We start from the raw sequence: 21,531 nt of genomic DNA on the forward strand, positions 1-21,531 counted from the left end.
ATCAGCGTTTCCCTTGGGGTGGAAGTTGACCCAGCCAGGCCGGGAGTTGTCCCTGGTTGCGCCCCGTGCAGGCGGCCTCGACGCAGGCGGCGAGGTTGCCGAAGTGCACCTGGCGGCCAGCCAGGCCGGGGGCGTAGTGGGCGTACTTGCCCGAATTGGTCATCAGGTTGCGGCTGCCCGGCGGTACCACCGGCTCGCCGAGCATGCACCAGCAGGTGTCGGTGATCAGGCGCGCGCCGAATCTCTCCAGCGTGGCCACATGGCCGGCCGCCGCCGCCCGCTCGAACACGGCGCGGCCGCAGGTCACCACCAGGGCGGTGTCCGGGTGGCTGTGGCGGCCCTCGCAGAGCTCGGCCAGGCGCGCCAGCTCGGTGGCCGAGCAGTGCGGGTTGCCCAGGGCCACCAGGCTGACCTCGGCCGAGTCGGCGCCGTTCAGCTCCCACCAGCTGTCCAGCAGGTCGGCGAGGGTTACCCGCAGCTGCCGGGTGGGCGCCTGGCCGCCGAGGGCGCTGGCCACATCCGGCGCCTCGGGGGTGACCCCGGCGATATGGAACATGGGTGCCGCCGAGGTGGTGGCGAAGGCGGCGCCGAAGGCTTTGAGGTCGTCGGTATTTGGCGCGCTGTGCTCCAGGCCGCTGAGCACCGGGATGTCGACGGTGCTGAGCAGGCCGACGTGGTAGCCGAGCAGCGGCCAGAAGCTGTCGTCCGGGGCCAGCGGGGTTTCCACCTCGATCAGCAGGCGCGCGTGGCGACCCTCGTCGAGGTGGCTGCCGCAGCGCGGCGCGCGGCCGGTGAGGGCGATGCAGATGTCCAGGTAGTCCGGGTACTTGAGGGTCCGCGCGCCCAGCACGCTGTTGGCGTAGACCACCGCGTTGGACTCGGCCCAGACGATCTGCTCGCCGGCCTTGGGCGCGCTGTCCAGCAGGTAGGGCGCGCAGGTGAAGCTGAGCGCCGCGCCCATGGCCATGTAGACGTCGCCGAGTTCGCTGGCCGGCTCGCCGAAGGCCGGGTCGATGCCCAGCGCGCGCCAGCGGCGCTGGTCCACCGAGATCGCGTTGAGGGTGGTCGGCACGCTGACCTTCGCCCCCCAGTCCAGCAGCTGCTGGGCGAAGCGCAGGCAGGCCGGGCCGGTGTAGATGCAGCCGTCGATGTGCGCCTGGGTCACGTCGAGCAGCTCGCGCGCGCCCTGCAGCTCGGCCATGCGCAGCACCAGCTGCATGGCCACCTGGGCGGCGCGGCCCTGCTCGCCGGCGAGGATGGCGCGGTCGCGCGCGCTCAGCGTCAGGCTCGGCGGATGGCTGCCGTCGTGGGCGATCGGCGTGGCCTGCCAGCCGTCGGCCGGCACGGCGTCGAACACCTGCAGGCGCGTGCCGTCGACCCGCACGCTGGCGCCGGCATGGGCGGCCAGCTCGGCGAAGGCGGCGTGGCCGATGCACAGCACCGGCAGCTGCACGTCGAACACATGCTCGGCGACCAGGGCGCCGAGGGTGAGAATCTCGTCGGGTTCGGCCAGCACCAGCGCCGCCGGTGCCGGACCGTTGAGGATCAGTTCCAGCAGGACGCTGCTGCCGGTGCAGGAGCCGCGTCCGCTGGGAATGGCCAGCACGCGCCCGGCCAGGGATTGCCCGCTCAGCGGGTGGTGACGGTCGATCACCTCGCCGCTGAAGGGGTCGATGCCGCCCCAGAAGCTCAGGCCCAGGTCGGCGTGGAGCAGGCTGCCCTGCCCCCGTCCCGCGACCAGACTGCGACCCTCGATGGTCAGTACGGACATCGTCATCTCTCCCGGGCGCGCGCGATCAGTAGTACACGCCGGGCACGGTCAGGTTGGCCGGCTTGATCTCGTCGCCGACCCACTTCTTCCACAGCTCCTCGTAGCGGCCGTTACGCACCTGCTGGTTGACGAACAGGTTGAGGTAGTGGATCAGGCCGTACTCGCTGCGCTTGGCCGCCAGGGACACGTAGTCGACCACGTAGGGCGCGTCACCGGCGACTTTCAGGCCCTTGTACTTGCCGGACTTGAGGGTGGCGGCGGCCACGGTGTTGGTCACCACGGTGGCGTCGATGTGGCCCTGGGCCACGGCCAGGATGGTGTCGTTCTGCGACTGGTAGGCGCGGAAGCTGCCCGAGCCCCAGGCCTTCTGGTCCTTCTCCAGGGCGATGGCCTCGTAGGTGCCGCTGGTGTTGCCCAGCTTCTTGCCCTTGAGGTCGGCGTAGCTGTTCACCCCGGCGTCCTCGCGGGTCAGCACGACCATCTGGAAGGCGAAGTAGGGGATGGTCATGCCCACGGTCTTGGCGCGCTCCAGGGTGTCGGAGGTGGAGGCGACGATGATGTCGGCGCGGCCGGAGACCAGCGCCGGGATGCGGTCGGGGAAGGGCGTTTCGACCACTTCCGGTTCCACGCCGAGGACCTTGGCCAGGTCGGCGCAGTAGTCCACATCGAAGCCGGCCGGGTTGTTGTTCTCGTCGCGGAAGCCCATGGGCGGGAAGTCCAGGGTCACGGCGCAGCGCAGCTTGCCGGACTCGATGATGTCGTCGAGCTTGTCGGCCTGGGCGGTGGCGGCCAGGGAAGCGCTGAGGGCGGCGCCGAGGGCGATGGCGAGGGTCTTTCTTTTCATGTGCAGCCTCATAGATGTGATGGGATGGCAGATGAAACAGGGGGTATCTTGAATTTCGTATACGATATTTACTTAGCAAGGCCTATGCCTAAACCGCCGGCGCACCCACGCGGATGCGTCAGCCCCCGTCACGCAAGGCCGCCAGGCAGGAGGCGGTCGGGCGTCACGGTTCCACTAAGACTAGTCGGGCGATTTCGTGACTGCCCGGTGTTACATAACGAAGCATGGATGCGCCGGCGTGCCCGCAAACGGAACACCCTTGTGGGTGGCGGTTGCACCTGGTGCGACCGGATACGGGTCAGGGGTTGCGGTGGGAGTCGCGGTACTGGCTGGGGGAGAGGCCGGTGAGAGCCTTGAACTGGCGGCTGAAGGCGCTGTGGTCGGTGTAGCCGCAACGCAGGGCGATCTCGGTGATCGGCAGCTCGCCGAGCAGCAGCTGCGAGGCCGCGCCGAGGCGCGCCTTGTGGATCATCTGCCGCGGGGTGAGCTGGAAGATGCGCTTGCAGTGGCGCTCCAGTTGCGCCACCGAGAGGCCGGCGATGGCGGTCAGCTCGGCCAGGCTGATCGGCTGGGCGTAGTGCTGGCGGATGTGCTCGTCCACCGCCGCCAGCTTCTGATAGGCCGGGTGCGCGGCCTGGGCCGCCGGCAGGTCGCAGGAGATGCCGGCCATGCCGATGACCTGCCCGGCGGCGTTGCGCAGCGCCAGCTTGTGGGTCAGGCACCAGCCGGGCTGGCGGCCGGGATAGAGGTGCAACTCCAGCTGGTCGGCGAGCAGGCTGCCGGCCTCCAGCACCTGCAGGTCCTGGGCGGTGTAGAGCGGGCCGAAACGCGAGGGGAACACCTCCTCGGCGGTGCGCCCGAGCAGCTCGGCCTTGTCGCGGTAGCCGCAGCGGGTGGCCAGGGTCTGGTTGACCAGCACGTAGCGCGCCTGCGCGTCCTTGACGAAGAACACCACGCCGGGCATGGCATCCAGCAGCGGCGCCACCGCGCCCAGGCTGGCAAGCAGGCTGGGCAGGTCGGCGGGAGCGGTGGACGGCAGCAGATCGAGCATGGGGCGGACACTGGCCTTCGGGGCGCCCATTCTGCGCAGCGACGGCGGCGCTGGACAAGCGCTGCGCCGCCAACCGGCGCGGCTCAGTCGTCGCCGAGCTGGAGCAGGGTGTCGATGCGTGCCGGGCTGAAGGGCGGGCGCTGCGCCGGCGGCTGCCAGCCGAACAGCGCCTGGGCGGCGGCGCCGCACACCCGGCCCTGGCAGGCGCCCATGCCGCAGCGGCTGGCCATCTTGGCCTGGCTCCAACCCTGGTGATCGGTTACGGCCGATAGCGGCACGTCCTCGCAGCGGCAGATCAGGGTGTCCGGTCGGGCCAGGCTCTTCACCGCATCGCCGAGGGCGAAGGCGCTGTTCAGCGCGCGGGCGAAGCCGTGCCAGCGCTGGCGCTGCGACCACAGGCGCTGCGCCGCCTCGCGCTCGCCGACCGCCGCATGACCGGCGATGGCGCCTTCGACCAGGGCCTTCTCGCTGCCGCCGAAGCCGGTGCTCTCGCCGGCCGCGTAGACGCCGGCCAGGCTGGTGGTCTGCCAGGCGTCGACGGCGATGGCGCTGTTGTCGATACGGCAGCCCAGGGCCTGGCCCAGCTGCAGGTTGGGCACCAGGCCGAAGCCGCAGGCCAGGCGCTCGCAGGCGACCTCGCGCAGCTGCCCGCCGATGTTCAGGCGCACTGCTTCCAGGCGCCTGTCGCCGAGCGCTTCGAGCACATGGCTGCTGGCCCGGTAGCCGCGATGGAACAGGCCGAAGGATTGCAGCAGCTTGTGCGGCCAGCGCGGCAGCTGCGCGGCGAAGCCGGCCACGGCGGACCAGCTGGCCTGTTCGAGGATGTGCAGCACCCGGGCGCCGTTGTCCCGCGCGGTGGCGGCGCTGGCCAGCAGCAGCGGGCCGCTGCCGGCGATGACGATGCGTTCGCCGGCCACCGGCAGGCCGCCCTTGATCAGCGCCTGCAGGCCACCGGCGCCGGTGACGCCGGGCAGGGTCCAGCCGGGGAAGGGCAGCAGCAGCTCGCGCGCGCCGGTGCACAGGATCAGCTTGGTGTACTCGATCACCCGGCCCTGCTCGGGGTCTTCCACCAGCAGCGCCTGGGGCCCGGCCAGGGCGACCACGCGGCTGGCCGGCAGCAGCTCGATATTGGCTTGCGCCTCCAGGCGCTGGCGGTGCTCGCGGGCCAGCTTGGGGATGTGCGCCTGCGGGCCGTCGCGCCAGATCTGCCCGCCGGCAGCGGGGTTGTCATCGAGCACGGCGATGCGCGCGCCGCTCGGCGCGGCGGCCAGGGCCGCGGCCATGCCGGCGGGGCCGGCGCCGACGATGAGGATGTCCACCTTCATGGCTGGCTCTCCACGCGCATGCCGTCGCGGCACAGGGTCTGGCAGGCCAGGCGGCGCTGGCCGTCGATGGTTACCCGGCATTCCTGGCACACGCCCATGCCACACACCGGCGCGCGGCGCTGGCCGCTGACCGAGGTGCGGCTGCTGCCGTCGCCGCCGAGTGCCAGCGCGGCGGCTACCGTGGTGCCTTCGGCCACGCGCAGCGGGCGGCCGTCGAGAATCAGTTCAGGCATGCGCGCGGACTCCGGGGAAACGTTGCGGCAGGTAGGGCTCGGGTGCCAGCGGCGCGGTTTCGCCGAACAGCTGGGCGATCAGCAGGTCGGCGCTGCCCGGCGCGGTGGTCACGCCCAGGCCCTCGTGGCCGACCGCCAGCCACAGGCCGCGGCGCCGCGGGTGCTCGCCGAGCAGCGGCAGGCCGTCCGGGCTGGCGGCGCGAAAGCCGGTCCAGGCGCGGATGCCGTTGAGGTTGGCCAGGCCCGGCATGTAGTGCACGGCGCGGCGCAGCATCTTGGCCAGCATCCAGGGCTCGACTTCGGGGTCGAGGGTGCCGAACTGGCGCGAGGCGCCGATGAACAGCTGGCCGGTCGGCCGCGGCTGGATATTGGCCGCGGTCGAGGGGCCCGTGGCGTTGTGCGCGCTGGTGACGTAGCCCAGCTCCACCAGGGTATGGCTGATGCGCCCCGGGTAGCGGTCGGTGATCAGCAGGTGGCCCTTCTTCGGTTCCACCGGTAACTCCGGGCACAGCTCGGTGACATGGGTGCCGCCGGCCAGGATCACCGCCTGGGCGCCCAGCCAGCTGCCGTCCTGCAGGCGCACGCGGGCGCCGTCGACCTCGACCGCCTGTGCCCGGCGCTGCTCGATCAGCGGGTGGTCGAGCAGCCAGCGCGCGGCATTGGGCGCGTAGAGGATGCCGTCGCCGCCGACCCGCAGGCCGCCGTGCAGGCCTTCGCGCAGCTCCGGCTCGGCGGCACGCAGGGCGCCGGCGCCGAGCAGTTCGCAGTCCAGGCCGTGCTCGCGCAGCACCTGGTACTTGGCCTCGGCCACCGCCATCTCCTCGGCATTGGCGGCCAGCCACAGGGTGCCGTTCTGCCGGTAGGCGCAGTCCTCCGGCATCTCCCGCGCCCAGTCGCGCCAGCGCTGCACCGAGTACTGGCTGAGCGCCAGTTCCGCCGGGTTGTCGTCCAGTACGATCAGGTGGCCCATGCCGGCGGCGGTGGCGGCGCGCAGGCCGGCATCCAGCACCAGCACGCGCTGGCCGCGCCTGGCCAGTTCGCGGGCACAGGCGGCGCCGACGATGCCGCCACCGATGACGATCACATCGCTCACAGGCGAATGCCCCAGGCGAAGGGGTCGTCCGCCTCGATCAGCAGGGTGGCCTCGGCGCTGAGGTGCGCGCGACCACGGATGGTGGGGATGATGCGGCCGCCTTCGGCATGCTCGTAGTGGGTCTCGAACTGGCTGCCGATCACGCTGGCCTGGCGCCACAGCTGGCCCGGCTGCAGCTTGCCGTCGGCGGCCAGGCAGGCCAGCTTGGCGCTGGTGCCGGTGCCGCAGGGCGAGCGGTCGTAGGCCTTGCCCGGGCAGAGCACGAAGTTGCGGCTGTCGGCCGCGGCGTCGTCGGCGAACAGCTCGATATGGTCGATCAGGCCGCCGTCCTCGCCGCGCAGGCCCTGGTCTTCCAGAGCCTGCTGCACGGCCACCGAGTAGGCGGTGAGCGCCTCCAGGTTGTCGCCGGCGACGCGCAGGCCGTGGTCTGAGATCAGGAAGAACCAGTTGCCGCCCCAGGCGATATCGCCGACCACCCGGCCATGCCCCGGCACCTCGACTGCGACCGCCTGGCGGTAGCGGTAGGCCGGCACGTTGCGCACGCTCACCGAGCGGTCGTCGTGCAGGGTGGCTTCGACAGTGCCGACCGGGGTCTCGATCTTGTGCACACCCGGGCCGATGCGCCCCAGGTGGGCCAGCGAGACCACCAGGCCGATGGTGCCGTGGCCGCACATGCCGAGGTAGCCGCTGTTGTTGAAGAAGATCACTCCGGCACAGGCGGCGGGGTCGACCGGCTCACAGAGCAGGGCGCCGACCAGTACGTCGCTGCCGCGCGGCTCCAGCACCGTGGCGGCGCGCCAGGCGTCGAAGCGCTCGGCGAGCAGCTGGCGGCGCTCGGCCATGCTGCCGCGGCCGAGGTCGGGAAAGCCGTCGAGAACCAGGCGGGTCGGTTCACCGCCGGTGTGCGAGTCGAGTACACGGATGCGTTGCATGGGCGGCCCCTGCCGATGAGTGGATACCGGCAAGGTTGCCGCCGCGCAGGCGTCGGCGGCTTGAGTCATTTAGCCTGCGCTGGTGACGAAATCGGCACAGCGCTACGGGCGCTCAGAGGCGGTTGGGCAGGTGCTCGTAGAGCGTCTGGCAGACCCCGCCGATGTGCTCCTCGATCAGCTGCGCGGCCCGCTCGGCGTCGCCGGCGCGGCAGGCGGCGATGATCTCGCGGTGCTCGTGGTCGGCGCGCTCCTTGCCCTCGGACAGGCTCATCTGCATGCGCAGGTAGCGCTCCAGCTTGTCGTGGATCGAGCGGATCAGGCCGACCAGGAAGGGCCGCTGTGCCGGTTCGTAGAGGCAGGCGTGCAGCTGCCAGTTGAGCTCGGCCCAGCGGCCGACGTCTTCCTCGCCGAGGAAGGCGGCGCAGATGCGCTCGGCCTCGGCGAAGGTGGCCTCGCTCATGTTCGGCACCGCCAGGCGGATCGCCCGCGTTTCCAGCAGTACGCGCACCTCGAACATCTGCGCCAGCTCCGGCTCGGAGATGCGCGTGACCACCGCACCCTTGTTGCGCTGGAACATCACCAGGCCCTCGGCTTCCAGGCGCTTGAGCGCCTCGCGCACGGGGATCTTGCTGACGTTGAACAGGCCGGCGATGTCGTCCTGGCGGATCGGCTCGTCCTCGGCGAACTGCCCGGAGATGATCGCGTCGCGCAGGTGCTTGGCGATGACCTCGGAGGCCGAGGGAGCTATCCCCAGGTTGGGGGCATTGAAGCGAGGTAGGGGCACGGCGCGTCACCGAGTCGAGTGGGCGATGGTGCGAATATCATATACGAAATTCCCTGACTGCCAGTTCAGTCACTCATGTCGAAGCGCCGTTCCAGTGCCGCGATCTGCGCCCGCTCCTGGCGGATGAAGTCGCGGAAGGCCTGGGCCACCGGCGACAGGTGCTTGCCGCGCGGGTGCACCACGCACCAGCTGCGCTGCAGCGGCAGCTCCGCCACCGGCAGTTGCCGCAGCAAACCCTGGGCCAGTTCCAGGCGCACGGCGTGGCGCGGCAGCAGGGCCAGGCCGAGGCCGGCGATTGCTCCTTCCACCTGCGACTCGGTGGAGCCCACCTCCAGGGTCTGGGCGAAGTGCGCGCGCTTCTGGTGGCAGTACTCCTCGCAGGCCTTGCGCGTGCCCGAGCCGGGCTCGCGCACCAGCAGGGGATAGGCGCCAAGGTCGGCCAGGCGCAGCTGCTCCCGGGCGCACAGGGGGTGCTGCGGCGGCGCCACGGCGATGATCGGGTTGGTCAGGAAGGGGAAGAAGTCCAGCGCCTGGTCGCCGGGCGGCTGCGACATGATCAGCAGGTCGTCGCGGCTCACCGACAGGCGCCGCACCGCCTGCGCGTGGTTGACCACCACCAGCTGCAGGCTGACCTCCGGGTGCTGGGCGCGGAAGGCGGCGAACAGGTGCGGCACCAGGTACTTGGCGCTGGACTCCACGGCCAGGCTGAGCTGGCCCTGCAGCGAGCCCTGCAGGTCGGAGAGCTGCATGTCGAGCGCCTCCAGGCGGCCGAACACGTCCTCGCTGGCGCGCAGCAGGGCCTCGGCGGCGGGCGTCAGGTAGAGCTTCTTGGCCACGTAGTCGAACAGCGGCTGGCCGAGCAGCTCCTCCAGCTGGCGGATCTGCAGGCTCACGGCCGGCTGGGTCAGCGCCATTTCCTCCGCCGCGCGGCTGTAGGAGCGGCTCTCGCACACTGCGCGGAAAATCTGCAACTGACGAAAAGTCATCCGCATCAATGACTTGCGCATTCTTATCGGTTCCCGGGAGAGGCCTTGTTGGACAAATATAAGTTTTTACTAATGTTCATCCCAACAAATATTGATTTTGGTTAATCGAGCGGCGGGCGTAGGGTAATCGCAAGACCGCCGTGGCCTGTGCGGTCATTCGCGGACCGCCCTGTCGCGGTCCTTTGCTCACGTGATCGAGGAACCAGGCTCGTGATCAAGAAGATCCTCATTGCCAACCGCGGCGAGATCGCGGTACGCATCGTCCGCGCCTGCGCCGAGATGGGCATCCGCTCGGTGGCCATCTACTCCGAGGCGGACCGCCATGCGCTGCACGTCAAGCGCGCCGACGAGGCGCACAGCGTCGGCGACGACCCGCTGGCCGGCTACCTGAACCCGCGCAAGCTGGTCAACCTGGCCGTGGAGACCGGCTGCGACGCCCTCCATCCCGGCTACGGCTTCCTCTCGGAGAACGCCGAGCTGGCGGAGATCTGTGCCGAACGCGGGATCAAGTTCATCGGCCCCAGCGCCGAGGTGATCCGCCGCATGGGCGACAAGACCGAGGCGCGGCGCAGCATGATCAAGGCCGGTGTGCCGGTCACCCCGGGCACCGAAGGCAACGTCGCCGACCTCGCCGAGGCGCTGCGCGAGGCCGAGCGCATCGGCTACCCGGTGATGCTCAAGGCCACTTCCGGCGGCGGCGGCCGCGGCATTCGCCGCTGCAACAGCCGCGAGGAGCTGGAGTCGGCCTACCCGCGGGTGATTTCCGAGGCGACCAAGGCCTTCGGCAGCGCCGAGGTGTTCCTCGAGAAGTGCATCGTCAATCCCAAGCACATCGAGGCGCAGATCCTCGCCGACAGTTTCGGCAACACCGTGCACCTGTTCGAGCGCGACTGCTCGATCCAGCGCCGCAACCAGAAGCTGATCGAGATCGCCCCCAGCCCGCAGCTGACTCCCGAGCAGCGCGCCTACATCGGCGACCTCGCCGTGCGCGCCGCCCAGGCGGTGGGCTACGAGAACGCCGGCACCGTGGAGTTCCTGCTCGCCGAGGGCGAGGTGTACTTCATGGAGATGAATACCCGGGTGCAGGTGGAGCACACCATCACCGAGGAAATCACCGGCATCGACATCGTCCGCGAGCAGATCCGCATCGCCTCCGGCCTGCAGCTGTCGGTCAAGCAGGAAGACATCATCCACCGCGGCTACGCCCTGCAGTTCCGCATCAACGCCGAGGACCCGAAGAACAACTTCCTGCCCTCGTTCGGCAAGATCACCCGCTACTACGCGCCCGGCGGCCCCGGCGTGCGCACCGACACGGCGATCTACACCGGCTACACCATTCCGCCCTACTACGACTCGATGTGCCTGAAGCTGATCGTCTGGGCGCTGACCTGGGAAGAGGCGCTGGACCGCGGCCTGCGCGCGCTGGACGACATGCGCGTGCAGGGGGTGAAGACCACCGCGCCCTACTACCAGGAGATCCTGCGCAACCCCGAGTTCCGCAGTGCCGAGTTCAACACCAGCTTCGTCGAGAGCCATCCGGAGCTGACCCAGTACTCGATCAAGCGCAACCCGTCGCACCTGGCCATCGCCATCGCCACCGCCATTGCCGCCCACGCCGGCCTGTAGGGGAAGGAATCAGAACATGACTAAGAAGATCACCGTTACCGACACCATCCTGCGCGACGCCCACCAGTCGCTGATCGCCACCCGCATGCGCCTGGAGGACATGCTCCCCATCTGCGACAAGCTGGACAAGGTCGGCTACTGGTCCCTGGAAGTCTGGGGCGGCGCCACCTTCGACGCCTGCGTGCGCTTCCTCAAGGAAGACCCCTGGGAGCGCCTGCGCAAGCTCAAGGCGGCGCTGCCCAACACCCGCCTGCAGATGCTCCTGCGCGGGCAGAACCTGCTCGGCTACCGCCACTACAGCGATGATGTGGTGCGCGCCTTCGCGGCGAAAGCTGCCGTGAATGGCATCGACGTGTTCCGCATCTTCGACGCGATGAACGACGTGCGTAACCTGCGCGTCGCCATCGAGGCGGTGAAGGCCGCCGGCAAGCATGCCCAGGGCACCCTCGCCTACACCACCAGCCCGGTGCACACCGTGGCCGCCTACGTCGAGCAGGCCAAGGCCATGCAGGCCATGGGCATCGACTCCATCGCCATCAAGGACATGGCCGGCCTGCTCACCCCCTACGCCACCTTCGAGCTGGTCAAGGCGCTCAAGGCCGAGGTCGACCTGCCGGTGTTCGTGCACAGCCACGACACCGCCGGCATGGGCGCCATGTGCCAGCTCAAGGCCATCGAGGCCGGCGCCGACCACATCGATACCGCCATCTCCAGCTTCGCCTGGGGCACCAGCCACCCGGGCACCGAGTCGATGGTTGCCGCCCTGCGCGGCACGCCGTTCGACACCGGCCTGGACCTGGAGCTGATCCAGGAGATCGGCATGTACTTCCACGCCGTGCGCAAGAAGTACCACCAGTTCGAGAGCGAGTTCACCGCCGTGGACACCCGCGTGCAGGTCAACCAGGTGCCGGGCGGCATGATGTCCAACCTGGCCAACCAGCTGAAGGAACAGGGCGCGCTGAACCGCATCAACGAAGTGTTCGCCGAGATCCCGAAAGTGCGCGAGGACCTCGGCTTCCCGCCCCTGGTCACCCCGACCTCGCAGATCGTCGGCACCCAGGCGGTGTTCAACGTGCTCGCCGGCGAGCGCTACAAGACCATCACCAACGAAGTGAAGCTGTACCTGCAGGGTCGCTACGGCAAGGCCCCGGGCAAGGTCGACGAGCAGCTGCGCAAGCGCGCCATCGGCAACGAGGAAGTCATCGACGTGCGCCCGGCCGACCTGCTCAAGCCGGAGATGGCCAAGCTGCGCGAGGAGATCGGCGCCCTGGCCAAGTCCGAGGAGGACGTGCTGACCTACGCCATGTTCCCCGACATTGGCCGCAAGTTCCTCGAGGAGCGCGCCGCCGGCATCCTCAAGCCCGAGGCCCTGCTGCCGCTGCCGCAGGCCGGTGGCGCGGCGCCGGTGGGCGGCGAGGGCGTGCCCACCGAGTTCGTGGTCGACGTGCACGGCGAGAGCTACCGCGTGGACATCACCGGCGTCGGCGTGAAGGGCGACGGCAAGCGCCACTTCTACCTGTCCATCGACGGCATGCCGGAAGAGGTGGTGTTCGAGCCGCTCAACGACTTCGTCGCCGGGGCCGGTGGCAAGCGCAAGCAGGCCAGCGCGCCGGGCGACGTGTCCACCACCATGCCGGGCAACATCGTCGACGTGCTGGTCAAGGAAGGTGATGTGGTGAAGGCCGGCCAGGCCGTGCTGATCACCGAGGCGATGAAGATGGAGACCGAGGTGCAGGCACCCATTGCCGGCACGGTCAAGGCCGTGCACGTGGCCAAGGGTGACCGGGTCAACCCCGGCGAAGTCCTAGTCGAGATCGACGCTTAAGTCCCCGGGGCGCGCAGGCGCCCCTTTTTTTGCCCGCGAAACAGGAGGTGTTTGTTGGATCCGGTGGTGCTGTTCTTCGTCTTCGGTCTGGTCGCCGGGCTGCTGAAGAGCGAGTTGAAGTTGCCGGCGGCGTTGTACGAAACCCTGTCGATCATCCTGCTCCTGGCCATCGGCCTGCACGGCGGCGTGGAGCTGGCCGAGCAGGCCAGCGTGCAGCTGCTCGGCCAGGCCGGCCTGGTGCTGCTGCTCGGCATCGGTCTGCCGCTGCTGGCCTTCGTCCTGCTGCGCGGCCTGCGCTTCGACCGGGTCAATGCGGCGGCGGTGGCGGCGCACTACGGTTCGGTCAGCGCCGGTACCTTCGCCGTGGTGGTGGCCTTCCTGGTGTCGCGGCAGATCAGCTTCGAGAGCTACATGCCGCTGTTCGTGGCGATCCTGGAAATCCCGGCGATCCTGGTCGGCATCCTCCTGGCCAAGGGCGTCAGCCGTGGCACCGACTGGAAGGAGCTGGGCCGCGAGATCTTCCTCGGCAAGAGCATCATGCTGCTGCTCGGCGGCCTGGTGATCGGCGCCGTCGCCGGCAAGGAGGCGATCAAGCCGCTGGAGCCGCTGTACACCAGCATGTTCAAGCCGGTACTGGCGTTCTTCCTGCTGGAGATGGGCCTGATCGCCTCCAGCCAGCTCGGCGCGCTCCGGCAGTTCGGCCTGCGCCTGGCGGCGTTTGCCCTGCTCATGCCGCTGCTCGGCGCGCTGGTCGGCGCCCTGCTGGCGCGCTTCATGGGCCTCAGCCTGGGCGGTACGGCGATGCTCGCCACCCTGGCCGCCTCAGCCTCCTACATCGCCGTGCCGGCGGCGCTGCGCCTGGCCCTGCCCGAGGCCAACCCGTCGCTGTCGCTGACCGCCTCGCTGGGCATCACCTTTCCCTTCAATATCCTCATCGGCATACCGCTGTACCTGGCGCTGGCCGAGCAACTGATCGCCTGGGGGCTCTGAGATGGACACGCATAACCGCACCCTGCTCACCGTGGTCGGCGAGGCCGCGCTGGAGAAGAAACTGGTGGCCGACCTGGAGGCGCTCGGCGCGCCGGGCTGGACCATCTCCGATGCCCGTGGCCGCGGTGCCCGGGGCGTGCGCAGCGCCGGCTGGGACACCGAGGGCAACATCCGCCTGGAAGTGATCTGCAACCGTGACCTGGCCGAGCGCATCGCCGAGCACCTGCAGCAGCGCTACTACGCCAACTACGCGATGGTCTGCTACCTCTCCGAGGTGCAGGTGCTGCGCCCGGAGAAGTTCTAGCCGGTCGAGGCGAGGGTGCCTCGGCGCTGGTAGCCCGGATGCAATCCGGGAGCGGGGTAGTCTGTTCACCCGGATTGCATCCGGGCTACGGGCAACAAAAAGGGGAGCCGCGGCTCCCCTTTCTCATGCGTTCGTGGCGATCAGCGCCAGAACGGCTTGCTGACTTCGGCGGCGCGCTCGTGCAGGCTGATGCCGGCGTCGGCCAGCAGGCGCTCGTCCAGGCGCGCCAGCTCGCGGCGGCTGGTGATGCGGCGCTGCCACAGCAGCAGGGTGCCCAGCACGCGCAGGGGCAGGTGGCTGCCGCCGGCCGGGGACTGTTGGTGGAACATGAGGTCGGAACTGAGGGTACGTTCCATGGTGGTGCTTCCTTCCGCTTGTGGCGGGGTTAGAGGGTGTTCTACTGGAAGCCTATTTTCCTGACTGTGTGGTCGATTTTATAGGCACAGCTGGGATAAATTGCCTGCCTATTTGTTAGCCCGCTTTGTAACTGTTCCGGTTCTATGACAACAACTGTACTGGTCATCCGTGGAAGTTCTGGCGGATACCCGTAATCCGTGATTTTTCACTGAGTGCAAGGCTGCTGGCAGCGACTTGTTGCCGATACAGTTTTGTGACTGCTCCGATTCGCGAACCATCTGTTATTGCCCGGCTGGCGAGCCCACGAAGCCCGTCCAGACTGTCGGTAAGCCCACGAGGAAAGCCCATGACCGATCAGACCCAGCAATTCGCCAGCGACAACTATTCCGGCATCTGCCCGGAGGCCTGGGCCGCCATGGCCGAGGCCAACCAGGGCCACCAGCGCGCCTACGGCGAGGACCAGTGGACGGCCCGCGCCGCCGACCGCTTCCGCCAGCTGTTCGAGACCGACTGCGAAGTGTTCTTCGCCTTCAACGGCACGGCGGCCAACTCCCTGGCCCTGTCCAGCCTGTGCCAGAGCTACCACAGCGTGATCTGCTCGGAGACCGCCCACGTCGAGACCGACGAATGCGGCGCGCCGGAGTTCTTCTCCAACGGCTCCAAGCTGCTCACCGCGCGCACCCTGGACGGCAAGCTGACCCCGCAGACGATCCGCGAGGTCGCCCTCAAGCGCCAGGACATCCACTACCCCAAGCCGCGCGTGGTGACCCTGACCCAGGCCACCGAGGTCGGCACCGTGTACCGCCCGGACGAGGTCGCCGCCATCAGCCAGGTGTGCAAGGAGCTGGGCCTCAACCTGCACATGGACGGCGCACGCTTCTCCAACGCCTGCGCCTTCCTCGGCTGCAGCCCGGCCGAGCTGACCTGGAAGGCCGGCGTCGACGTGCTGTGCTTCGGCGGCACCAAGAACGGCATGGCGGTGGGCGAGGCCATCCTGTTCTTCAACAAGGCCCTGGCCGAGGACTTCGACTACCGCTGCAAGCAGGCCGGCCAGCTGGCCTCGAAGATGCGCTACCTGTCGGCGCCCTGGGTCGGCCTGCTGCAGGACGATGCCTGGCTGCGCTACGCCGGCCACGCCAACCGCTGCGCGCGCCTGCTCGCCGAGCTGGTGGCGGACGTGCCGGGTGTCAGCCTGATGTTCCCGGTAGAGGCCAACGGCGTGTTCCTGCAGCTCTCCGAGCCGGCCATCGAGCGCCTGCGCGACTGGGGCTGGCGCTTCTACACCTTCATCGGCGCCGGCGGCGCGCGCTTCATGTGCAGCTGGGACACCGAGGAGGCGCGGGTGCGCGAGCTGGCGGCGGACATCCGCCGCGCCATGGCCTGAGGCGCCGCGCGCCTAGCCCAGCCAGCCCTCGGCCTTGGCCCGCGCCACCGCCTGGGTACGGCGCTGCACGCCGAGCTTGACGTTGATCCGTCGCGCGTGGGTCTTCACCGTGTGCAGGGAGATGTACAGGCTGTCAGCGATCTGCTGGTTGGAGTGGCCCTGGGCGATCAGGCCGAGCACCGCCAGTTCGCGCTTGCTCAGCAGCGCCTCGCCTGGGGGTGTGGCGCCGTCCGCGGCGCCGGCTGACTGCAGCAGGTGTGCCGGCCAGGCCGGATGCTCCGCCAGCCAGTCCGGCTGGCGCTGCTGCAGGGCCAGCAGCGGTTGCAGCTGCGCCTGGCGCTCGGCCTCGCCGACGGCCAGGCGCAGCAGGGCCTCGGCCTCGGTTTCGCGCCCGGCCAGGTGCAGAGCCTCGGCCTGGCTCAGGCGCACCCGCGTGGCCAGGCTGTGGTGGCCGCTGCGCCGGCAGTCGTCATGCAGCGTCTGCAGCGCCGCCAGCGCGCTGGCGGTCTGGCCCAGGGCCAGGTCGGCCTGGGCCAGGCACAGGCGGGCCCGCGGCAGCAGGTCGTAGAAGCCCGAGGGCGCCAGCAGGCGCTCCTGCTCCAGGCGCTGGCACACCCGCTGGAAGGCCTGGCGTGCCTTGTCCGCCTCGCCCTGGCGCAGCCACAGGCCGCCCTGGGCCAGCTGCAGCATCTCCCGGTAGCGCACCTCCGGCACGTGCAGCCACTGCATCTGCCGCTCGGCGCGGCGCAGCAGCTGCTGCGCGCCCTCGTCGTCGTTCTGCGCGCAGGCCAGCTCGGCCAGGCCCAGGTAGCCGAACAGCAGGTAGGCATCCTCGCAGGCCTCGGCCTCCTCGACTCCGGCGCGCAGCATGGCCTGTGCCGCCGCGGTGTCGCCGCGGCTGGCCAGCAGGGTACCGCGCAGCAGCTGCAGGCGTGCCAGCACCGGGCCGCGCAGGCCGGCGCCCTGCAGCAGCTGCAGGCACTGCGCGGTCTGCTCGAGGGCGCGTTCACGCTCGCCGAGCATGCTCAGCAGGTGGATGTGGTCGACGCTGAGCAGCGCCTCGAACAGCACGCTGCCGCGCAGGCGCGCCAGGCGCAGGCCCTCGTGGCTGTGCTGCTGGGCGCTGACCAGGTCGAGCTCGGCCATGGCCTGCTGGGCCATGGCCTGCTGGCAGAGGATGTGCTGCGACCAGGCCGACTCGTGCAGCACGGCCAGGGCCTCCAGGCAGTGCTGGCGGGCGCTGGCCTGGCCGCGCTGGCGCTGCAGCACGCCCTGCACCGCCTGGTACTGGGCGATCAGCTGCTGCTGGCGGCGCGCGTCGGGCTGCGGCAGGAAGCGCCCCAGCTCGGCGATGCAGGCGTCCGCCTCGTCCAGCCGCGCGCAGATGATCAACGCCCAGGCCTGCAGCATGATCAGCCGCGGCGTGCTGTTGAACAGGTGTGCCGGCAGCTCGTCGCGCCAGTGCAGGAACTGCGCGACGCTCTGGCCGATCAGCAGCTGGTCCTGGCCGTAGCGCTGCAGGTAGTTGGCCGCCACGTCCGGCTGCTCGGCCCACAGCGCGTGCTCCACCGCCTCGCGCACGGCGCCGCGGCCGGCGAACCACTGGCAGGCACGCACGTGGGCCTGCAGCGGCGCCTGGCCGCCGGGCAGGCGCCTGAGCAGGGCGGCCAGCGGCCGCCACAGGCGGAACCATTCGCCGCAGCTGTCCAGGCCGCGCAGGAACAGCTGGCGCTGGCGCAGCTGCTCCAGCACGCCGGCGCCGCCCTGTTCCTCCAGCAGGTGCTCGCACAGGGCGGCGCCGAAGCGCGGCATGTGCGCCAGCACCAGCAGGGCCTGGCGCAGCACTGCCGGCAGGGGGGCCAGCACCTCGCGTTCGAGGTATTCCAGCAGCAGCGGGGTACCGGCGGCCAGGCGCTGGTCGAGGTTGTCGGCGTGGCCGCCGATCAGCAGCAGGCAGATGCCGGCCAGCCAGCCCTCGCTGTGCTGCAGCAGCTGGCCGGCGAGTTCGTCCGGCAGGGGTTGCTGGCGCTGCTGCAGGAGGCGGCCGAGTTCCTCCTGGTCGAGGGCCAGGGCGTCGGCGTCGAGCTCCTGCAGGTCGCCCTGCAGCAGCAGGCGCGGCAGGTTCCAGGCCGGCCGGCGGCGCCCGCCGATCCACCAGCGCAGGGTGTGCGGGGCGCGTTCCAGCAGGCGGTCGAGGCAGGCGTCCAGTTCGGCGCAGGGCTGCCGCGGGTAGTCGTCGAGGATGATCCACAGCGGCTGTTCGATGCGCCCGAGCAGCAGGCCCAGCTCGGCGCAGGGCTCGCCGTCGCCGTGGCCCAGCTGCAGGGCGGCGGCCAGGCGCACCAGCAGTTCGGCGGGGCTGTGTGGGTGGCCGAGCAGGTCGAGCCAGACCACCCGGGTGCCGGCCGGCGCCTGGCGTGCGCATTCGCCGAGCAGCACGCTCTTGCCGAAGCCGGCCGGCGCGCACACCAGGGTCAGGCGGCAGTCGCCGGCCAGCAGGGCGCGGGTCAGGCGCGGGCGGGCGATGTGCGCCGCCGGCAGGCGCGGCAGCGAGGGGTCCGGCTGGCGCGCGGGCAGCGGGTGCAGGGCGCGAACCTTGTCGTGCATGGTCATGGCCTCGGCTCTGTTCTTGTGTTTGTGCGAGCGATGCGGCGATCTTATCCAATCGGCGGCGCTCGTGGCCGGCGCCGACAAAAAAGGCGACCGCTGGGGTCGCCTCAAGCTGGAGCAGCGTTGCGGTGGAACTCGTCAGCGCACGCCGGCGTTGCGCAGGGCGGCCGGGGTGAAGTCGACGGCCGAGGCCTGGATGCCGTACTCGATCGAGCGCTTCTCCTCGTTGGCCATGCCGATGGCCAGGTAGCGCCCGGCGATGATGTCGTACAGGGCCTCGAAGGCGTACACCGGCACCTGCTGGGCGAACTGCTGCACCAGCATGGCCTGGCCGACGCGCCACAGCTGGCCGCGGCCGTCGTAGTGCTCGGACACGGCGATCTGCCAGCTGTCCTCGTCGATGAAGAAGCGGCGCTTGGCGTAGATGTTGCGCTCGCCGCTCTTCAGCGTGGCTTCCACTTCCCACACCCGGTGCAGCTCGTAGCGCGCCAGGTCCTGGTTGGTGTGGCCGGTCTTGAGGATGTCGACGTACTTCACCTTCGGCGACTGCAGCTGGTAGTTGTTGTAGGGGATGTACAGCTCGCGCTTGCCCACCAGCTTCCAGTCGTAGCGATTCGGCGCGCCGTTGTACATGTCGAAGTTGTCCGAGGTGCGCAGGCCGTCGGCGGCGGTGCCCGGGCCGTCGTAGGCCACCTGCGGGGCGCGGCGCACGCGGCGCTGGCCGGCGTTGTACAGCCAGGCCATGCGCGGCTCGCGGATCTGGTCCAGCGAGTCGTGCACCAGCAGCACGTTGCCGGCCAGGCGCGCCGGGGCGGTGACGCGCTGCTTGAAGAACAGCAGGGCGTTCTCCGCCTTCTTCGCGTCCAGGCCGCGGGTCATGGTCGGGAAGGCCACCTCGTCCTCGAAATGCACCAGGCTGTAGCTGCCGTTGGCCTGCGGCGCGGCCTGCACGATGCTGCGCCGCAGATTGCCGCCGCGGTAGCGGGTGATGTGGTTCCACACCACTTCCAGGCCGTTCTGCGGAATCGGGAAGGCGTAGTAGCGGCTGTCGGCGAAGCCCTGCAGGCCGTTGCCGCCCTCGATCAGACTGGTGCTCAGCGCGCTCTTCTGCGCCGCCGCGTAGATCTCCGCCGGCACTGCCGCGCTGCGATGGCTGGGGTAGACCACCATCTTGTAGGTCTCGGGGTAGCGCTTGAACATCGCGACCTGGCCTTCGGAGAGCTTGTCCCGGTACTGCTCCAGGTTCTGCGCGGTGATGGTGAACAGCGGCTGTTCGCCGGCGAAGGGGTCGGCGAGGAAGCCGGCGGCATCCACCGCCGCGGCGCTGGTCGGCAGGCCGCCGTTCCACTCGGGGATGGAGCCGTCGGCGTTGCCGGCCTTCTCGCCGCCCAGCGGGGTCAGGCTGCTGCCCAGCTTGGCGGCTTCCTCGGGCGACACGGCGGCGAGCACGCCGCCGGCCAGCAGGGAGAGGGTGAGGGCGGTGATCAGTTTTGTTGTTTTCATCTTGACCGGTTCCCTTAGAAGTTCACGCCGACGCTGAAGGCGAGGAAGTCGCGATCGACGATCGGGTTGTAGTCGCCGCCGAAGAAGTCGGTGTAGGACAGGCTGGCGGTGTAGGTGTTGGCGTACTCGGCATCGACCCCGACGCTGATCGCCTTGGCGCCTTCGTTGAAGGTCGGGCCGTAGCCGTCGACGTCGTGCGACCAGGAGAGGTTGGGCTTGAGGTTGATGCCGGCGAACACGTCGCTGTAGTCCCAGATGGCACGGGCGCGATAGCCCCACGAGGTGCTGGTGTAGAAGCCGTGGTAGCCATACTCCGCGGCCGAGGCCCGGTTGGAGGCGGCGCTGCCGTAGGGCGAACCGTAGATCGAGTCGCGGCCGTAGCGCACTTCGCTCTGGCTCTCCAGGCCGCCGATGTGGGTCACGCCCAGCTCGCCCACCAGGGTCAGGCGGTCGGCGCCCATGACCTGGTCGAAGAAGTGGGTCAGGGTGGTCTGCGCCTGGGTCACTTCCTTGCGGTTGTAGCCTCGGCTGATGGCGCCGGCCTGGCCCAGGGCGGCGGCGAAACCGCCTTCGGCCAGGGCGCCGGCCACCGAGGTGGCGAGCTTGCCAGTCATGTCGGTGGTGTTGATCTGCAGCGGCATGTTCGGCCGGTAGCTGATCTCGCCGGACCAGGCGGTGCCGGTGGGCAGTGAGGTGGAGAAGCTCAGGCCATACAGGCGGATGTCCTCGGGGTACTCGAAGAAGTAGCTGCCGCGGCCGAGCAGGATCGGCTGGGCCAGGGCGCCGCCGAGGGTGGTCAGGGCATTGGTGATGTCCGCCGCGCTGGCGTTCTGCATGCTCAGGTTGGGTGTGCGGCTGTGGTAGTTGATGAAATAGGCGGCGTATTCCGCCTCGTCGCCCATCCAGCGCAGGGCCGCGCCGAACTGGCCGTCGTCGCGGGCATCGCGGTCGCCGCCACGCGGCACCAGCAGACCCTCTTCCTCCACCGTCACGCCGAGGCTGGAGAGCAGCGGCTGCAGGCCCATCAGGGTGTTGACCGTGCCGGCGTCGAGGATGTTGTAGTTGTCGTCGCAGCCGTCGGCGGCCACGTCGCTGGAGGCGAAGAAGGTGCCGCAGTTGTCCAGCACCGTCTGGTCCCATTCCAGCTGGTAGAAGGCCTCGGCCGAAAGGTTCTCGCTCAGGCTCTGCGCGACATAGAACATGTTGACCGGGATCAGGCCTTCCTTGATCTCCGCGCCCGGGCGGCGGAAGGCGGCGACGTCGACCGGGTTGATCGAGTTGATGCCATTGCCGATGAAGGTGCTCTCGCCCCAGCTCACCACCTGCTTGCCCAGGCGCACCGAGCCCGGCTGCTCGGCGATGGCGTAGTTGTGGTAGACGAAGGCATCGAGGATCTCCGCACCGGAGGCCTGTGCACCCTGCTTGCGGTTGGAGTCGTCGATATCCTTGAACAGGCGGCTCTCGTCCTTCAGCTCGAAGTCGTACCAGTACTTGCCACGGACGAACACGCCGGTGTCGCCGTAGCGCAGTTCGAGGTCGTGGATGCCCTTGAAGATCTTCGAGAAGGTCTCGCCCTTCTTGAAGTTCAGGCGACCGTCGTCACCGGTCTGGGTGAAGCCGCTGCCACCGTTGGCGCTGCCGACCAGGTCCGGGTCGGCGCCGCGCATCGACCAGCTGGCGCCGACCGAGAGGGCGGAGTCGAACTGGCCTTCGATCTCCCCGATGCTGAAGGTGACGGCCTGTACCGGGGCCGCGGCCCCCAGTGCGACGGCCAGGGCGAGGGTGTGCGGCTGGAAGATTCCGGGCCTTTTTATTCTTGTCATGAGGCTCTCCGTGGATGGGTGGAACAGCCAGCACCCTACCCAGCGGATGACAGGCGCATAAGCGCACCAAGGATGGATTCGCGCTGTCGC

General features: G+C 69.6%; 18 protein-coding genes. 5 read left to right on the top strand and 13 right to left on the bottom strand.

Going from position 1 to position 21,531, the window contains the following annotated elements; all coding sequences use genetic code 11:
- Position 1: 1 nt before the first annotated feature.
- The 9 genes from AAG092_RS12085 to AAG092_RS12125 form a co-directional block, all read right to left on the bottom strand.
- Complete coding sequence (locus tag AAG092_RS12085) at positions 2–1,777, bottom strand: aconitase X (RefSeq protein WP_373386879.1); 1,776 nt, start codon at positions 1,775–1,777, stop codon at positions 2–4.
- Between the two features lie 19 nt (positions 1,778–1,796).
- On the bottom strand, positions 1,797–2,615 hold the full coding sequence (locus AAG092_RS12090; protein WP_373386880.1) for a transporter substrate-binding domain-containing protein: 819 nt from the start codon (positions 2,613–2,615) through the stop codon (positions 1,797–1,799).
- A 298-nt stretch (positions 2,616–2,913) separates the two neighbouring features.
- Positions 2,914–3,666, bottom strand: a complete 753-nt coding sequence (locus AAG092_RS12095) for a helix-turn-helix domain-containing protein (RefSeq protein WP_373386881.1) — start codon at positions 3,664–3,666, stop codon at positions 2,914–2,916.
- Between the two features lie 83 nt (positions 3,667–3,749).
- Complete coding sequence (locus tag AAG092_RS12100; protein WP_373386882.1) at positions 3,750–4,991, bottom strand: FAD-dependent oxidoreductase; 1,242 nt, start codon at positions 4,989–4,991, stop codon at positions 3,750–3,752.
- Positions 4,988–5,224: a (2Fe-2S)-binding protein gene (locus AAG092_RS12105; RefSeq protein WP_061902756.1), complete on the bottom strand. Its 237-nt coding sequence runs from the start codon at positions 5,222–5,224 to the stop codon at positions 4,988–4,990. The genes AAG092_RS12100 and AAG092_RS12105 overlap by 4 nt, the downstream gene beginning before the upstream one ends.
- Positions 5,217–6,317, bottom strand: coding sequence for an NAD(P)/FAD-dependent oxidoreductase (locus AAG092_RS12110; protein ID WP_373386883.1), 1,101 nt, complete (start codon positions 6,315–6,317; stop codon positions 5,217–5,219). Before AAG092_RS12110 ends, AAG092_RS12105 begins: the two co-directional genes overlap by 8 nt.
- Positions 6,314–7,249, bottom strand: a complete 936-nt coding sequence (locus tag AAG092_RS12115) for a 4-hydroxyproline epimerase (protein ID WP_373386884.1) — start codon at positions 7,247–7,249, stop codon at positions 6,314–6,316. The genes AAG092_RS12110 and AAG092_RS12115 overlap by 4 nt, the downstream gene beginning before the upstream one ends.
- 112 nt (positions 7,250–7,361) lie before the next feature.
- Complete coding sequence (locus AAG092_RS12120; protein ID WP_021702092.1) at positions 7,362–8,033, bottom strand: GntR family transcriptional regulator; 672 nt, start codon at positions 8,031–8,033, stop codon at positions 7,362–7,364.
- Between the two features lie 65 nt (positions 8,034–8,098).
- Positions 8,099–9,040, bottom strand: coding sequence for a LysR family transcriptional regulator (locus AAG092_RS12125; protein ID WP_373386885.1), 942 nt, complete (start codon positions 9,038–9,040; stop codon positions 8,099–8,101).
- Positions 9,041–9,229: 189 nt separating this feature from the next.
- Between AAG092_RS12125 and AAG092_RS12130 the strand changes: the two genes are divergently transcribed.
- From AAG092_RS12130 to AAG092_RS12145, 4 genes are read left to right on the top strand one after another with little or no spacing between them, the layout of a single operon-like run.
- Positions 9,230–10,645, top strand: coding sequence for an acetyl-CoA carboxylase biotin carboxylase subunit (locus AAG092_RS12130; protein WP_373386886.1), 1,416 nt, complete (start codon positions 9,230–9,232; stop codon positions 10,643–10,645).
- A 16-nt stretch (positions 10,646–10,661) separates the two neighbouring features.
- Positions 10,662–12,470: a sodium-extruding oxaloacetate decarboxylase subunit alpha gene (gene oadA, locus AAG092_RS12135; protein ID WP_373386887.1), complete on the top strand. Its 1,809-nt coding sequence runs from the start codon at positions 10,662–10,664 to the stop codon at positions 12,468–12,470.
- Between the two features lie 51 nt (positions 12,471–12,521).
- A complete protein-coding gene (locus AAG092_RS12140; RefSeq protein WP_110684074.1) occupies positions 12,522–13,460 on the top strand; it encodes a sodium-dependent bicarbonate transport family permease in 939 nt (312 codons plus the stop codon).
- A gap of 1 nt (position 13,461) precedes the next feature.
- Entirely contained in the window at positions 13,462–13,764 is a 303-nt protein-coding gene (locus AAG092_RS12145; protein ID WP_110684075.1) for a DUF3240 family protein, read from the top strand.
- 140 nt (positions 13,765–13,904) lie between these two features.
- Here the strand turns inward: AAG092_RS12145 and AAG092_RS12150 are convergent, their stop codons facing one another.
- Positions 13,905–14,120: a DUF1127 domain-containing protein gene (locus tag AAG092_RS12150; RefSeq protein ID WP_110684076.1), complete on the bottom strand. Its 216-nt coding sequence runs from the start codon at positions 14,118–14,120 to the stop codon at positions 13,905–13,907.
- A gap of 347 nt (positions 14,121–14,467) precedes the next feature.
- Between AAG092_RS12150 and AAG092_RS12155 the strand changes: the two genes are divergently transcribed.
- Positions 14,468–15,505: a low specificity L-threonine aldolase gene (locus tag AAG092_RS12155; protein WP_373386888.1), complete on the top strand. Its 1,038-nt coding sequence runs from the start codon at positions 14,468–14,470 to the stop codon at positions 15,503–15,505.
- A gap of 12 nt (positions 15,506–15,517) precedes the next feature.
- Here AAG092_RS12155 and AAG092_RS12160 read toward each other — a convergent pair whose 3' ends face one another.
- From AAG092_RS12160 to AAG092_RS12170, 3 genes are all read right to left on the bottom strand, one after another.
- The gene (locus tag AAG092_RS12160; protein ID WP_373386889.1) at positions 15,518–18,118 is read right to left on the bottom strand and encodes a LuxR C-terminal-related transcriptional regulator; all 2,601 of its coding nucleotides are present in this window, start codon (positions 18,116–18,118) and stop codon (positions 15,518–15,520) included.
- A 135-nt stretch (positions 18,119–18,253) separates the two neighbouring features.
- Entirely contained in the window at positions 18,254–19,618 is a 1,365-nt protein-coding gene (locus tag AAG092_RS12165; protein ID WP_373386890.1) for a DUF1329 domain-containing protein, read from the bottom strand.
- A 14-nt stretch (positions 19,619–19,632) separates the two neighbouring features.
- Positions 19,633–21,441 (bottom strand): DUF1302 domain-containing protein, encoded by a 1,809-nt coding sequence (locus tag AAG092_RS12170; protein ID WP_373386891.1) that lies wholly within the window; start codon positions 21,439–21,441, stop codon positions 19,633–19,635.
- Positions 21,442–21,531 lie beyond the last annotated feature (90 nt).

Origin of the sequence: Pseudomonas alcaligenes, assembly GCF_041729615.1 — a bacterium.
GTDB classification, from domain to species: domain Bacteria; phylum Pseudomonadota; class Gammaproteobacteria; order Pseudomonadales; family Pseudomonadaceae; genus Aquipseudomonas; species Aquipseudomonas alcaligenes_B.

Bases quoted from the DNA above. Each gene is read 5' to 3' on its own strand.
- AAG092_RS12085 (WP_373386879.1), bottom strand. From the start codon at position 1,777: ATGACGATGTCCGTACTGACCATCGAGGGTCGCAGTCTGGTCGCGGGA.
- AAG092_RS12090 (WP_373386880.1), bottom strand. From the start codon at position 2,615: ATGAAAAGAAAGACCCTCGCCATCGCCCTCGGCGCCGCCCTCAGCGCT.
- AAG092_RS12095 (WP_373386881.1), bottom strand. From the start codon at position 3,666: ATGCTCGATCTGCTGCCGTCCACCGCTCCCGCCGACCTGCCCAGCCTG.
- AAG092_RS12100 (WP_373386882.1), bottom strand. From the start codon at position 4,991: ATGAAGGTGGACATCCTCATCGTCGGCGCCGGCCCCGCCGGCATGGCC.
- AAG092_RS12105 (WP_061902756.1), bottom strand. From the start codon at position 5,224: ATGCCTGAACTGATTCTCGACGGCCGCCCGCTGCGCGTGGCCGAAGGC.
- AAG092_RS12115 (WP_373386884.1), bottom strand. From the start codon at position 7,249: ATGCAACGCATCCGTGTACTCGACTCGCACACCGGCGGTGAACCGACC.
- AAG092_RS12125 (WP_373386885.1), bottom strand. From the start codon at position 9,040: ATGCGCAAGTCATTGATGCGGATGACTTTTCGTCAGTTGCAGATTTTC.
- oadA (WP_373386887.1), top strand. From the start codon at position 10,662: ATGACTAAGAAGATCACCGTTACCGACACCATCCTGCGCGACGCCCAC.
- AAG092_RS12145 (WP_110684075.1), top strand. From the start codon at position 13,462: ATGGACACGCATAACCGCACCCTGCTCACCGTGGTCGGCGAGGCCGCG.
- AAG092_RS12150 (WP_110684076.1), bottom strand. From the start codon at position 14,120: ATGGAACGTACCCTCAGTTCCGACCTCATGTTCCACCAACAGTCCCCG.
- AAG092_RS12155 (WP_373386888.1), top strand. From the start codon at position 14,468: ATGACCGATCAGACCCAGCAATTCGCCAGCGACAACTATTCCGGCATC.
- AAG092_RS12160 (WP_373386889.1), bottom strand. From the start codon at position 18,118: ATGACCATGCACGACAAGGTTCGCGCCCTGCACCCGCTGCCCGCGCGC.
- AAG092_RS12165 (WP_373386890.1), bottom strand. From the start codon at position 19,618: ATGAAAACAACAAAACTGATCACCGCCCTCACCCTCTCCCTGCTGGCC.
- AAG092_RS12170 (WP_373386891.1), bottom strand. From the start codon at position 21,441: ATGACAAGAATAAAAAGGCCCGGAATCTTCCAGCCGCACACCCTCGCC.